Origin of the sequence: Microcoleus sp. MON2_D5 (assembly GCF_036701905.1) — a bacterium.
Lineage (GTDB): Bacteria > Cyanobacteriota > Cyanobacteriia > Cyanobacteriales > Microcoleaceae > Microcoleus.
The window spans coordinates 1-13738 of record NZ_JAUBRM010000124.1 but is presented as its reverse complement, the minus strand read 5'-3'; the positions used below and the strand labels follow the sequence as shown (position 1 = coordinate 13738).

The window sequence follows — 13738 nt, the reverse complement described above, 5'->3', positions numbered from 1 at the left end:
GGAGGACGTTGGTTGAGTTCCGAATTCGAGGCTGGAGATGTTCTGATTTTTGGTATGTTTACCATTCATGCCAGTTTGGATAACCATTCTCCTTCTATTCGACTCTCCTCGGATAGCCGTTATCAATTGGCATCGGAACCAGTGGATGAAAGGTGGGTTGGCAGTAACCCTATTGGTCACTCTACTGCTGCTAAGCAAGGTCAGATTTGCTAGAAGAAGACTTTAGTATTGTGTGTTTGAATTTAAGTTTAGTCGGCCCGCATCGCTACCGCACCGAGTTCGGGAGCATCCCGGTTTTGCGCTTTTGAGCATCAAACGGATATTGAGCCGTTAAGGTAGGCGCACCGAAGCTTAAGCATTTGATTGACATTTTTCATCAACCACTGCGCTCCTGAAATTTTCAACCTTCTATCAATTTGTTTTACTGCCGACTCTACAGCTCCGGAACCGATTGAGCAAACCTTTTGTGTTGACAATTGCTCGTAGTTAACAATTCGTCGGCGATGCTTCTCCAAATAAGCACAAAAGTTCTGGGCTTGTTTTTGACGGCAAAACTTAAATAAATTGATGGTTTCCTGGACTCGTCCTTGCCACAAAAACTCCTTACCCTGCGCCAGACGATTCAACGACCCACCGACCTTACATAGATTTTCAACTAAGTGATACCAATCTAAAATTTCCCGCCGCGCCCCGTCAGGATTCAACTGGAAAATGATATTCCAAATGCCATCACGGGGCGATCTCCCAAACAGGTTAGTACCTCTGATAAAGGCTGACTGTTCACATAATTAATTAACGCTTGATTCTCAAGAAAAAATGCCCCGTAATAACTGTCGTGCAGCCGCACAGCCTTATAGTCAAGCCAGTGACTACCCTCTCCCTCTTCTTTTCTCAGACGCACTTTCCCCCCATCCACACTGGTTTCCTTTACCTCCGAAGTAGCTATTCTGGACGCCCATTCTTGCTTTTCCACTAATCGGTGTAAACAAGTGTGACCTATATGCACTCCCGTCTGGGCTTCTATTTCACTCTCAGCTTTCTCATAAGAGAGATTAGCCACCTGACGGAGGCAGCATTTTTCAAATAATGGAGCTAAACGAGTAGATTTTTTCACTCCCAATTTTTCGGCTTGTTTTTCAGTAATTATTAGTTTACCAATGCAGCTTTTTACTGTGCGAGACCGTCCTGATTCTGTTCCGGTTGCCTGTTTGATAAAAAAAAACCAACCTCCGGCCCGACTAATTCTAGCCATTGCTCTCGAATATGCTTTTCGATTGTTTCCAGACTTGATAATTCTGAGACCGGAGTATTTGTGTACATAATCTCGGCAATCTCAGCAGCACAAGCTTTTAAACGCTCCTTCTGTTCAGGGGTCATAGCCACTCCTCCTACAAATGCAGTTCACGCTTCTGTTGACGCTCTACCTATTATCCTCTCTGGATAGCAGCACTTTTACAAAACCGGGATGCTCCCACCGAGTTCAGCTATGGGCTATCCTAAAAGACACTTGAACCTTTTACTTTTTTGGGGAGTAAGCCCGGAGTTGATGGAACGTCCCCCAACCATTCCATTGGCCGTCTGGTGGCTCCCAATACTTGACATATCGAGCGGTCATCGGTGAAATTGCAACATCAATATCAAGTTTATTGAAACTGGTATTTGGAGAGTAAGGATGGACTATTTCAGAAGCTAATTGCCAAGTCTTATTGTCTGTTGAAACCTCAACGCGAAAGGTTAGTGAATTCTTAAACGCGCCATCCCAATCAATATTGTAACCAACACCATGAAGTGAATAAACCGTACCTAAATCGACGATTTGAAAAGTGCCAGTCCCTTGATTGGTTCCGTTTCCCCACCGCCCCAGTTTTGGATAATTCGTTGTTGTTTGGTAATCAGCCGGATCGTTAGCATTAGCAAGCGCCAGGATAGGTAATCCCTCCGTTTCTGGCAATCACTGGTTTACCAGCAGCTACGTTGGTGCCTGATATCGGCTTCGACGAAGGAATATTGGTTGGAGATGCTGATTCCACTGCTGGCGGTGGAAGTGTAGGGGTGTTTGATACTTGTTGAATCGATTGAGAACAGCCGGCCACAGCTCCCGTAGGGAGGAAGATCCAAGCAAACCAGGCACACGACAATTTTTTCATCATTTGAGGAGGGACGATCGCCCCAGCAATTTAGGCGTATTATCCAAGGATACGCTCGCCTCAGTTCTGGGGGAAACTAAAACCGAACCAAAAACCCAAACCCAAACCCAACCCCCAACCCCCACAGGTAGGCCATGCCCAAAATCCATGAGTGCGATCGCTTTTAGGCCAGGAGGAGACGGTATTCTGAGTAATGGCAACAAAAGCGATCACACTATAGAGAGATGAGCTTTGACGTTTATGGCAAAACCCAAAAGGTATCCAAAGAATTGGCGAGAGATTGCGTTATCGGTGAAAGAAAGTGCGCTCTGGCGCTGTGCTAAATGCAACCAACAATGCCTCCGACCTGGTAAGAAAAGTGGTTTAACCAAGTCCGAACGCTGTGCCTTAACTTTGACCGTACACCACCGCAACCGGATACCGGAGGATAATCGCCCAGAAAACTTAATTGCTCTTTGTACCGCCTGCCACCTTTCTTATCACAATCGCGGGCAATCCAACGTCTCGCCTGGACAATTATCGCTGTTCCCCGATGATGGCATTGACTGGGATATGATGGATTGCTCTCTGGAATCGGCAATTGAAAATATCAAAGAATATTAAAGAATTAGCAGAACTGCTTCAACCCTTGCAGCAAGAAGATAAAAATCTGCACGGAACACGCGCAGATTCTCACCAATACAAACTGAGGCAAACGCTTGCGGAAGCCGAGTTGCAAAGTTTCGAGCGGCAACATCAAATCAAGCTGCCCGAAGATTACCGTACCCAATTTATTTCTTTGAAGCTCCAGAACTCCCCGCTCAGCTTGAGTTAAACGAAGACAGGATAGTTCTCAAAATCCATCTTTCGCCTTTCATCTTAGCCTAATCTTGACATAGTTGCTATTTGTAGGAAGGCGCAAAGCAACAGACACAAACCGAGATTTTTTCCTTGCAAGGCAGCCTGTACCCCGCCATTTGGAGGGGGCTATTTTAACTATCTAAAACCACCGGATTTGGTGAAGTCAGACTTAAACTGAAGCCAATACTATCATTTTATAACGTAATAAAAGCCAGCATTTATGAAGAAAAAATCCTCAATACCAGATGCAATTCTGGCTATAGATTTTGGCGGCTTATCTACTAGAGTTTTCTGCCAAAGCTCGCAAGCAGGCAGTAAAGCAAGCTCCTTTGTAATGGAATCGCAGGTGGGGCCGGTGAGCCAAGACATAGCCAATTGTTTCACCAAACCTAACCTCGCATCAGCATCTCCCGAAAATATTGCTTGGGTGGCAATTGGTAATGAATGCCGAGCCGTTGGCTACCTAGCAGCAGCGCAATTCAATGCTCACATCGGTTTGGCAGGACTGAAGTACAGTAGCGCTTTGTACAAAGCTCTAGCAGCTTTGTGGGTAGTGTCGCGGAAGTTAAATTTAGGCAATCAATTTAGCGCTGCGATCTCCGTTTTCTTGCCCCCAGGCGAATTTAATGACTCCAAGCAATTTTTTGAACTCTTAAGTCAATACTCTGCTTCATTTGAAACACCCACAGGCAAGCTCTCCGTCACCCTGGACAAAACCCAAGTTTTGCAAGAAGGCGGCGGCATTGCTTTGATCCACAACAGCAATTTAGGTTCAGCCTTCAAGCAGCGGGTAACTGCCTTTGTTATGGTAGGATTTCGCAATGCTTCGGTAATAGTTTCGGCACGCGGTGCTGTCGGTAAGGGCAAAACTTCAGACTTAGGAATGGTAAGGTTGGTGGATCTAGTTCAAGAGCGAACCTCTAACTACGATGCTTCCCGTTTGGCTTTATCAATCGCTCAAGCGGGCGTAAGCTACAACCGCCCTTACTTTTACCGAATTGCTCGGAATCGAGAGGAGACAGCGAAAGATCGAGAAGTTGACCAATTGATTGAAGCAGTCAAGCTGTCTCGCTTCGACTACGCTCGAATGCTATCTCATTGGATTAATGAAGTGCTGCCGCCCGATTTAGATGAAATTGTATTTTGCGGGGGTACTTCTGAATATATGAAGCCAGAACTGCGAAATCAGTTTTCTCATTATTCGCTGTCTTGGCACGCAGGCATAACAGTGCCAAAAACACTTGACCCTGATGGTTTAGGTTGCCGCATAGCTGATGTTTACGGACTATTTTCTTACTTCAAATCTCAGTTTGAGGTACTGAGGCAAAGGTCTGTTGCGGCAACTTCTCAGAGGGCCGAAGATACAACTTCCACTTCAGGAGATGCTCCACTGCCTACAACTGATATACAGAGTGTAAAAGAATGTGCTGAACAATCTACCAAGCCAAAATCTGAACAATCTACCAAGCCAAAATCTGAACAACCTACTCACCCAAAATCCGAGCAACCTACTCTATTAAAAGTTGAGCAATTTACTCACGCTAAATCCGAGCAATCTACTGAACAAAAAATTGAGGAACCCACTGAACAAAACACTGAAGATATTACTGAACAAAACAGTGAAATTTGCGTTCAACAAAAGGCTGATTCAAGTATCAAAGATAGCTGCTTAGATGATTCTAATAAATGGAGTGATGAGTCGTCGTCGAATACAGAACCTTCATTAGAGGAATCAGAAGCAAACTTAGATGCAGCTCTCTTATTGGGAGGGCCCTACCGAGGTGCTGGAAAGAAGGTGAGGAATTATGCCTAGAAAACGTTACAAGGAATTTTGCTGGCGCTGTCAAGTTTTGCCAGATTCCGAAGACGCTATCTTGCTATCTTACCTGCAAAATCATCCTTTTTTTAGTTTCCAGGAAACGATTTTACCTCTAATCAAAGCGCGGTGGCTGTTAGCATCATTACGCAATAGCGGTAGTCATTCTAGTACAGAGTTAGAGTATTTGAGGCGAGAAAGCATTAATTTTTTGCTCAGGCAGATAGATGAAGTTTGCCGAGATGCGGGATTTAACTGTACCGAGTTAGGAGCAATTGCCCCTGGTATTTCTTCGGGTTTAATTCCTTTAGCTACTTTCCCTCACTTATCGAATCCAGGTGCATCTATTGCTGCAGAATTAACGGCCCCTGAGAGTTCAAATCCAGCAAGTTTGCCCGAAGAAAAAGAAGCAGAGGAATTTGCGGGAGAAGTTGAGTTTGAAAACAGCGCGTTTAACTTAGCTGGTTTCGATCCGGCAATGGTCGGACCTAGCTTTAGTTAAAAATTATTAAGTCTTGAATAGACACCGACATCCAGCAAGGAGGAATGAAATGACTAACATGATTCACTTGGTTGACGGCGAGAAAGGTGGCGTTGGCAAGTCGATGCTAACTCGGATTCTGGTTGAATTCAATCAGAAGTATGAACTGCTGTACACGTTAATTGATGGCGATTTTCAAAATCCTGATGTGCAGCAGCGCTATCCTGAACACAATGCCAAAATCGTAGCTTTAGTTGAAGATGAAGAGAAGTTTTTCGATATCGATATTATTTTTGAAACAGCAGTAGAAACTCCTGTAATTGTCAATTTACCCGCTCGGGTTTACAGCATTATCAACAAATGGATTGACGAAGCTAATTTAACCTCTCCTGATTTTAAAGAGCAGTCAGGAGTTGAGGTATGCAAGTGGTTTATTTGCGGTGGCACGACGGACAGCATTGAAATGTTTATTGACTCTTTCAACTACTTTGAAGGTCAGCTCAATCACATTTTTGTCCGCAATTTTGGAGTTTGCAAAGATTGGTCGCACGTACAAAGCCATAAGGAAATGAACAAGCTCATTAATAATTACCGAATTCCTGTCGTAGATTTGCCGGCTCTGAGTGCAAGAGAGCGCAAGTTTATTGATACGAAGCGATTGTCCTTTTCTCAAGCAATGAAACACTCTGAATTCTTCTTGATTAGTCAACAGCGATTGCATACTTTTCTGGAAGACTGTTTCCGTCTGATAGAAGATGTAGGTTTGTTTAACAACGCACCCAATCGCAATAAAAAAGAAGTCATCGCTCCCTATGAACGAAAAAAAGATGAGGAAATGCCACCAGAGAATAAACCACAAATTTAGGAACAGATTGTCAACTTTATTTGACGGACAAAATGTGTGAGTTCAGACTAGAGACTGCGCGAGTTTGGACAGCATAAAGATTGGGATTTTGATTAGGTAGGAGGCTGAATGTCGGATCGACTTTTAGAAGAACTTTCCGAAGTTGACTGTGAAGAGTTTGGCGAGATATTGGAAACGCCAAGGGAAGAGGGCAGACTTAATAATACCAAAAATAATTCCCTACAATCCGCTGAAAAATTGCAAAGTTTGCCCGATTCTCCAGATACAGTCCCAGAATATGCAGTAGAAGAAAAGTTGAAATCCGATGGGCGTAAGCTAAATGAAGAGGAGTTTTGGGAACTCATAGAAGATGATTCGAGGGAAAGAGAAGCTCTAAACCGAGATCCTCTATCTGCCCCTCCCATGTACGAGAGAGATACTGAGTCACTAATCAGCCAGGTACTCAAGGGCAAAGACTCCAAATTTCGCTCTCACGTCATTCAGACAGCTTACCGATACGGCCTCAATAAAAATGACCCGCTTTTTATCGTATTGATGGCTACAGGTCAACTCGAACTGCTGTTAGAAAAAAAACCGCAAGAGATTGACCAGTTTTTCAAGAATTGGCAATCTAAATGGCAAGGTGATTTGAAAGATTCTCAAGCTGTCATCTCTCAAGAATTGGAACAAGTTCGCCAGCTTACTGAAAATTGGGAAAAAGAAAGCAGGGAGTTTTTAGAACGGCAGGGAAAAGCGGCTGTTAAGGTGCAACATCGCCACATTTCCAACTCAGTTTACACCCTAGTGCGACAAGCAGCTTTAGAGAAAGTTGCTCACGATATTTGGTCGGTGATTTTTGGGAGCGGGGTGGTGTTAGGGGCAATGGCGATGGGCGCGTTTATCGGGTTAGCTGTGCCCCGGTTCATTCCACCGCCTGAACTCGACCCAAAAGGGCCGCGCCAGCTCACTTTAGAACAAGCCGTAGCGCTCGAATGGGGGCTGAGCAAAGAGGGTCAGTTTGCTCGCAAGAACGCGGATACAATTCAGTGGGCAACCAGCAATGAAGGGAAATATGCTCGCCAATTTATGAGCTGGAATCAAGCTTTGTTGAGCGAGAAAGGGGGCAAAAAACTGTGTGAAACAGAGATAAATCGATTGGGGGTGACGCTGACAGTAGAGGGTAAACCTGCACAAAAAGGATTTTGTACTTTGTGGATTCGCTCCCCTCAAGAACGAGAGTTTGTTCCTTGAGGGCAAATACTAAAGTCTTGAGTGGGATGTAAATAAGTTAGCGTGAACTAACCTGACGGTCAACTGGGTACAGTTAGACCGCAGGCTTCTTTTTCCTTTTTTTCAAAGGCTTTTTTGAGTGACGGAGTTCCCCCGCCACTTTCGTAACTAAGACCAATCTTTCTAATAAGTTTGGCTGAGTTTTCATCTCGATCCAAAGACTCTCCACACTGACAAGAATGCCACCGTTCCGACAATTCTTTCGGGACTTTGTTGAGGCAGTTCCAGCAATGCTGGGAAGTTCCTCTTGGAGAGACACAGAAAATGCTTTTACCCAATTTCCAGGCGACATATTTTAGGACGCTGGCGAATTGCCCATGAGCAGCATCAAGCATGGATTTATTCAAGCCACTTTTAGCTGACTGACCGTTCGGCAAATAAACCAAATTACCATTCTCAATATCAGTTTTAGGCTTGGCACGTCTAGTCAGATTTTTAACACTCAAATCTTCAACAACTAAAACATTACACTTGCTAAATAGCTCATGTGCCGTTTTAAATTGAAAATCTAATCGGGATCTAGCCACGAACTGATGGAGTTTAGAAACCTTGTCCTTGATAATCTTCCAAGGCTTATAACCCTTTATTCTACCAGCTAATTTCGCTTGAAGCATTGCTAATTTTTCAGCCGACTTCCTCAAGAATCTAGGGTTTTCCACTCTTTCACCATTAGAAAGATAGACGTAATTAGTGATTCCCAAATCTATACCAACAGTATTTTCTTCAGTCGGTTGAATTTCTGCAACCGTTACGGGAACCGTCTTATCTTCTAGCGTCAAGGAAATGTACCACCCATCCGCTTCTCTGATAACACTGCCCGTCTTAACTTTGAACCCTGTTGGTATTGAGCGATGGAACACCATCGGCACTTGACCTATTTTTGCTAGGTCAATACAAATTCTGTTTTGTTCATCCTTAACAATGTGTAAATTATCTAGTTGAGGGTATGTGAAAGACTTGTAGTAGTGAAGACCCTTGAACTTGGGCTTACCTCTACGATTGCCATTCTTGTCGGGCGTAGTAAAGTTTGAAAAAGAAGTTTCAACTCTGTTGACGACATCTTGCAAAACCTGAGAATCCAACACTTTGTAATCAGGAAACAGTTTTTTTGTGTTTTTTAGGTCAGCCAGTTGTATCGTCTGCCACTGTACAAATCCGCCTTCAATGTTCGAGAAAACATCACCTTTCCTAGTCAAAGGATTGCCTGATTTATCCTTTTTCCTGCCGTCTCTAGTTTGGACTCTCGTCAAAGGAATATTTTTATAAATCTCCTCAATTGGGACTATCGAAACAATCAAGGGGCAGGCATTGATGGGCGTTCTCGTGGCTTCCCACCATCTAAATCTTTCACCGAGTCGGTAGTTGTACTGTCGGCGACAAAGTTCTAAGTGAGTCACTATCGTCGTTAGTTGGGCTTTTGTGGGTTTGAGGCGGTATTTGTAAGTTAGTTGCATTTCTAAACTTCCTATTTTCGACCTTTGCATAGTATAATTTATGTACGTTTAAAATGCAACATCAAATTACTATTTTAGCACTGGAAAGAACATCGAAAATCAAGATAGTCCCGAAGATTGATTCATAGTAGGCAAGTCTAATTGTCGGCTTCCGTTCCTCCATCCGACGAGCCTTTCATCACGCTCGGTAATTCCCAACGGGGTACTTCGCAGCGCTCAGATATGTCCCCTGTGAATATACCGAGGGACTTCCCGGCTGGTAGTTAACAGGAGAAAGCTATGATTGCCAATTTGAACAATCAGCCGTTACCTGACCAAAATCAGAAGCAAGTGCAGTCGCAAATATCGGGTGTTTTAGTTGCACTAGACGACCCATTCGATGATATGGTTTGGGATTACTGTTTGAGTCAAACATACCCAATATCGGAACAGATTAAGATTGTACTGAGTGCTTTCTGGGGGCCGTTTGCTGCCAAAAATGCTAGCAAGTCTCCTGAGCGAGTGCGAGCAATAGCTTGTTATTCACTGCAACAATTAGCATCTCAACAAAAATTGATTGACTCAGTGTTTGAACTGTCAAGTGAATCAAGTGACATACTCCCACGTCAAGCTGAGTACAGCTATGACGTGGGCATCTTTGCAGCCCGATGAAGGGTGTGCAAAATTTCCTTCGCGGTACTATCATCTATAGTTCCTACTATAGAAAGATTCCCGCTACGGCGTTTTCTCCTTGGGAAAATGCCCAACCCAAGTCTCTTTAAATTAATCGCGGCGTTAACATCGCGATCGACCATTAAAGAATGTTGCTCATCCCAATAGCTTCGTATACCGCAATCGGTGAAAACAATTTCATTCCGATAGCACAGAACCATTGAGGTATAAGCAGGTTTTTGCGGAACGACGACTGATCCAGCTTTTTCGGCTATGTATTCCAGCGTCTTAAAAAACTGACCGAACGCAGCATCCAGCCAAGACTTATTTAGTCCTGATTTAGCTGATTGACCGTTTGGGAGGTAAGTACCCTCATTATCTTGCTTAACTTTATTCCGTTTCGTTAAGCCTTTTAAGTTTAAGTCCTCATGAAAAAAGAATTTAGCTCCAGACCTGACAAGTCTGTGAGCTGTTTTGTAGTGGAAATCTTGGCGACAACGCGCTATTTTTTGGTGCTGTCTCGCTTCTTTTTTGGCTAATTTCCGTCGGGCTTTAGAACCGCGCTTCCGTTTGTTCCGCTTCCTTGATATCTGGTCTAACTTAGCTTGGTTTTTGCGAAGCGGTTTCAACGAAGGTAGCTTTTCCCCTGACGATGTTGCTAAATAGACATCTTCATGTAGCACCGCATCCAACCCAATTGAGTTATCCCAGTTTGGGGTAACTTTATCAGGAATAAACTGGGGTACTGAAGCGTCTTCAAGCATTATCTGGATGAACCAACCGTCAGCCTTTCTAGTTACACTAATTTGCTTAATAGTGAATCCATCGGGGATTGGGCGGTGCATCCGAACTTTTATGACACCCAACTTCGGCAATCGGATATAAAACCAATTCTTGCGAACCAGCTTAATCCAGTCGTTATTAGCCGTAGAAAAAGTCATCGTCCGGTAATCCGCTTCAGTCTTGAATCGGGGCTTACCCGATCGCCCGCCTTTACTGTCCCCTACGATAAACCGCTCAAAGGCTTTATCTACTCGCTTAGAAACATCTTGCAGAATAGTTGAATCTACCTGCTTAAAGTCCAATAGCTCGCCACTGTGGAAGACTTTTACTAGGTTTTTTTTGATGACTGGTAATTGTTGTTTTTGGGAATAGTAGTTAGGCTTTTCACGAGGCGTAGAGATGCTAGCAACTAATGGGCAAGCATTTATAGCAGTCCGGTTACTCTCCCACCAATCAAATCGATCGCCTAGCTGCCTGTTGTACCAATAGCGACAAATTCTCAACCAATGATTTAGGCTTAACTTTTGAATGGTGTTGGGATAGAACTGATACTGATATGTTACTTTCATTGCGCTACGACCTTTACGCATTTGCTGAGAATAAAAATACCAGAAAAAACTATATTGTGTCAAGCAGTAATTTAATAATTATGTCAAGTAACGATGTTGGCAAATAAAGATTTGTTCATCTCGTCATCCACACCTTCATTGCTCGCCAGCATAGCGGGCGAGGACATGAAAATGTGGAATCCTCGATTCACGCGCCTCTCATCCCACACTAATCGAAGCGATATAGTGTGGGGATTCCCGTCTGACTAGCTAAATACTGCAATTCGGTGGGAGTAAGAGCCGTTGTTCTTTCTAACAAGTTGAGGATTTATATCTCAAAAGGATCTAGATTTCCTAATTCGTGAAGTCGGTCAGTGCGATCGCAAATTTCTTGAAGTCCGGGTTGATTTTCGAGCGGTACAGCAGTAAGAGCCGAGTGTTTGAAGGTATGCAAATTCATGGCAAGAGTAGGGATGTGCCGCATCCACACGGTAGCCGTTTTCTCGCCCACTGACTGAATGCGCCCCAACCGACCGTTAACGTCCTGGCGATCGGGCGCGTACACTTCCACCAAGGAACCAATTTTGAGCGTCAGGTGGTGGGCGATCTTAGGTTCGCCTTCAGGTTTTACTTTTTTGTCGCGCCCCTGTAAAGTTTTGGCAACCTGAGCCGGATTGCTGCGAGTGTCGTTTGCCAAAGCGATGACCTGCTTCTTGGTCAGCCCAGCAGAGCGATTCAGTATTTTCCACTTCACTTCGTCCCCTCCAATAGAACTGAGAGCATCCACAGCTCGAGTAAACTTGGCATCCCGGTAAATCGTTCGGGGGGAAGCTTTGAACCGTTCTCCCAACTCTCGTGCTGTTTTGTCTGTCAAGCTGCCATTTTGACAGCTTGCTCCTTCTGGCATTGTTTTGTCTGTCAAGTGGTCATTTTGACAGCTTGCCTCATCTGGCATTGTTTTGTCTGTCAAGCTGCCATTTTGACAGCTTGCTCTATCTGGCGATATTTTGTCTGTCAAACTGTCATTTTGACAGTTTGCCGAACGCTTGCCCCCGTGAGATTCCTTGGTCAGCTCGTACCAGGTGCCGCGCAGGTAGCTAACGGATTCTGGCGTCAAGCTGCGCCGTCCCTGTTGGTTGGCGATCGTCCAGACCTTGACTGCATTCCGGCCCTCAAAAGACATCTCTACAATTTTGTATGGTATGCCGTGCGCGGTACAGATGGCGAACCTGTTGTGGCCGTCGATGAGAAGCTTTTCCTCGGCCCAGACTACTAACGGATCGCGGCATCCTTCCTCCAGAATGCTCGCTTGCAGGGCGGCTTTTTCGTCTTTACTCACGGGAGGAATGAGAGATTGAAATTCGGGGTCGAGTCGCAGTTGTTTCGCAGCACAAGAGGTACACCCTCCAATACCCCCCGGCAAAACAATTAACGCTTGCGGCTCCCGATCGTCTGCTTCTGATTGCATTTGACGCATTCCTGGCGAGTTTGTTGAATGCAAGGCTCGCCCGCGCTCGACCGCAACCGGAGTAGGGGAGTCAGCGCGGGCAGGAATTTTCTTGAACTATTCAACACTAACATAGTTATCGTCGAGAAGCCTCCAGAAAATGCGAAAATAGTAAAAAAAAGGAAATGCTATCGACGCTATGTCACCCAGGAAAGGAATTCACCCCCATCCCAACTCACTAGCCAACCTCAACCGCTCTGGGGGACAACCCCGCTATGAAGAACCCAAGAAGCAAAGAAATATTCAGGTAACATCGGTAGGATGGGAAGGAATTCGCGCGATCGCCATGGAACGGGGATTGAGTCTCAACGAGTTGATAGAACAGATTGGCAGGGGTCTGATTCCCCTTGACACTGGTGAAAAAAGTAACTAATCGCCAGATATGGAAAGGGAGGTTAGATAAAAAAACTTTCTATCAACTCGTTACTAGAAGTTTTATTAATAGTAATGACGGTGTTTTTATCGGTAAATAATTGTTAAAATTTACGGTTTTGTGCCGTATTAATGTATCAGGAAAAAATATAATGGTTCTATCACCTCCAAAACTTATAACTGTCGATGAATTTATTACAAACTACGGCGACAGCGATTGCTACGAACTGATTGATGGTGAATTAACCGAAATGGAACCAACAGGGCCGCACGAACAAGTATCCGGTTTTCTGGGACGAAAACTGAATGTAGAAATTGACCGCCTGGATCTACCCTACCTTATCCCCCCTCGCTGTCTCATCAAACTATTAGGAACAGCAACAGCCTTTCACCCCGATGTGCTTGTATTAGACCAAACTCGACTAATTAATGAACCTTTGTGGCAACAAGAACCTGTAATTACATCAGGTTCCTCAATTAAACTGATTGCTGAAGTCGTTAGCACCAACTGGCAGAACGATTACGCTCGCAAAGTTGAAGATTACGCCCTGCTTGGAGTGCCTGAGTATTGGATTATTGACTATTTGGGCATTGGTGGCAGAGAATATATTGGCAAACCCAAACAGCCGACAGTTACAATTTGTACGCTGCGAGAAGACGAGTATCAAAAACAGTTGTTTCAAAATGACGATCTGCTTATTTCCTCAATCTTTCCCGGCTTGCAATTAACAGCGCAACAAATCTTCGCGGCCGGCAGATATGCTGCTATCTAGCTTATATCCAGGTAACGTCGGTAGGATGGAGAGAATTCGTGCGGTCGCAATGGAACGGGGATTGAGTCTCAACGAGTTGAGCAAACAAATTGGCAAGGGTCTGATTCCCCTTGGCGCTGAAGAAAGTAACTAATAGCTTGGTCAGGAAAAGGAGGGCAGGGTAAGAGCATCTCAATTAGGCTTGACACAAGGACTCAGAAGAATCTAATGTAGGGTCAAGAAAACAAGAAAA

Annotated in this window: 15 protein-coding genes and 1 pseudogene; 11 read left to right on the top strand and 5 right to left on the bottom strand. The window is 44.4% G+C overall.

Going from position 1 to position 13738, the window contains the following annotated elements:
- The coding region (locus tag QUA47_RS27920; protein ID WP_333432719.1) for a phytanoyl-CoA dioxygenase family protein at nucleotides 1-213 on the top strand (213 nt) is incomplete at its 5' end.
- Nucleotides 214-311: 98 nt separating this feature from the next.
- Here QUA47_RS27920 and QUA47_RS27915 read toward each other — a convergent pair.
- Together QUA47_RS27915 and QUA47_RS27910 are read right to left on the bottom strand one after the other, a co-directional pair.
- Nucleotides 312-1377 (bottom strand): annotated as a pseudogene (locus QUA47_RS27915) (ISKra4 family transposase).
- Between the two features lie 139 nt (nucleotides 1378-1516).
- The gene (locus QUA47_RS27910; RefSeq protein WP_333433170.1) at nucleotides 1517-1951 is read right to left on the bottom strand and encodes a discoidin domain-containing protein; all 435 of its coding nucleotides are present in this window, start codon (nucleotides 1949-1951) and stop codon (nucleotides 1517-1519) included.
- Nucleotides 1952-2387: 436 nt separating this feature from the next.
- Between QUA47_RS27910 and QUA47_RS27905 the strand changes: the two genes are divergently transcribed.
- The 6 genes from QUA47_RS27905 (at nucleotide 2388) to QUA47_RS27880 (ending at nucleotide 7379) form a co-directional block, all read left to right on the top strand.
- Nucleotides 2388-2750, top strand: coding sequence for an HNH endonuclease (locus tag QUA47_RS27905; RefSeq protein ID WP_333342488.1), 363 nt, complete (start codon nucleotides 2388-2390; stop codon nucleotides 2748-2750).
- Entirely contained in the window at nucleotides 2728-2961 is a 234-nt protein-coding gene (locus tag QUA47_RS27900) for an SMI1/KNR4 family protein (protein WP_333264400.1), read from the top strand. Before QUA47_RS27905 ends, QUA47_RS27900 begins: the two co-directional genes overlap by 23 nt.
- Before the next feature lie 246 nt (nucleotides 2962-3207).
- A complete protein-coding gene (locus tag QUA47_RS27895; protein ID WP_333433169.1) occupies nucleotides 3208-4800 on the top strand; it encodes a hypothetical protein in 1593 nt (530 codons plus the stop codon).
- A complete protein-coding gene (locus QUA47_RS27890; RefSeq protein WP_333433168.1) occupies nucleotides 4793-5305 on the top strand; it encodes a hypothetical protein in 513 nt (170 codons plus the stop codon). The genes QUA47_RS27895 and QUA47_RS27890 overlap by 8 nt, the downstream gene beginning before the upstream one ends.
- Before the next feature lie 49 nt (nucleotides 5306-5354).
- Nucleotides 5355-6149 carry a mobilization protein MobD-like protein gene (locus tag QUA47_RS27885; protein WP_333433167.1) on the top strand — a complete coding sequence of 265 codons (795 nt, stop codon included), beginning with the start codon at nucleotides 5355-5357 and terminating at the stop codon, nucleotides 6147-6149.
- A 108-nt stretch (nucleotides 6150-6257) separates the two neighbouring features.
- The gene (locus QUA47_RS27880) at nucleotides 6258-7379 is read left to right on the top strand and encodes a DUF6753 family protein (protein ID WP_333433166.1); all 1122 of its coding nucleotides are present in this window, start codon (nucleotides 6258-6260) and stop codon (nucleotides 7377-7379) included.
- A 59-nt stretch (nucleotides 7380-7438) separates the two neighbouring features.
- On the opposite strand, the gene QUA47_RS27875 is transcribed toward QUA47_RS27880, so the two are convergent.
- Nucleotides 7439-8872, bottom strand: coding sequence for a transposase (locus QUA47_RS27875; protein ID WP_333433165.1), 1434 nt, complete (start codon nucleotides 8870-8872; stop codon nucleotides 7439-7441).
- A gap of 279 nt (nucleotides 8873-9151) precedes the next feature.
- Between QUA47_RS27875 and QUA47_RS27870 the strand changes: the two genes are divergently transcribed.
- Nucleotides 9152-9523 carry a hypothetical protein gene (locus tag QUA47_RS27870; protein ID WP_333433164.1) on the top strand — a complete coding sequence of 124 codons (372 nt, stop codon included), beginning with the start codon at nucleotides 9152-9154 and terminating at the stop codon, nucleotides 9521-9523.
- On the opposite strand, the gene QUA47_RS27865 is transcribed toward QUA47_RS27870, so the two are convergent.
- Nucleotides 9493-10875 (bottom strand): transposase, encoded by a 1383-nt coding sequence (locus QUA47_RS27865; RefSeq protein ID WP_333433163.1) that lies wholly within the window; start codon nucleotides 10873-10875, stop codon nucleotides 9493-9495. The genes QUA47_RS27870 and QUA47_RS27865 overlap by 31 nt on opposite strands.
- 307 nt (nucleotides 10876-11182) lie before the next feature.
- Entirely contained in the window at nucleotides 11183-12322 is a 1140-nt protein-coding gene (locus tag QUA47_RS27860) for a hypothetical protein (RefSeq protein ID WP_333433162.1), read from the bottom strand.
- Nucleotides 12323-12500: 178 nt separating this feature from the next.
- On the opposite strand from QUA47_RS27860, the gene QUA47_RS27855 reads away from it, so the two are divergent.
- The 3 genes from QUA47_RS27855 to QUA47_RS27845 all read left to right on the top strand — a co-directional run bounded on the left by QUA47_RS27855 (nucleotide 12501) and on the right by QUA47_RS27845 (nucleotide 13639).
- Nucleotides 12501-12734, top strand: coding sequence for a hypothetical protein (locus QUA47_RS27855; protein ID WP_333433161.1), 234 nt, complete (start codon nucleotides 12501-12503; stop codon nucleotides 12732-12734).
- A gap of 151 nt (nucleotides 12735-12885) precedes the next feature.
- A complete protein-coding gene (locus QUA47_RS27850; protein WP_333433160.1) occupies nucleotides 12886-13506 on the top strand; it encodes a Uma2 family endonuclease in 621 nt (206 codons plus the stop codon).
- Nucleotides 13493-13639, top strand: coding sequence for a hypothetical protein (locus QUA47_RS27845; RefSeq protein ID WP_333078341.1), 147 nt, complete (start codon nucleotides 13493-13495; stop codon nucleotides 13637-13639). Before QUA47_RS27850 ends, QUA47_RS27845 begins: the two co-directional genes overlap by 14 nt.
- The last annotated feature ends 99 nt before the right edge of the window (nucleotides 13640-13738 follow it).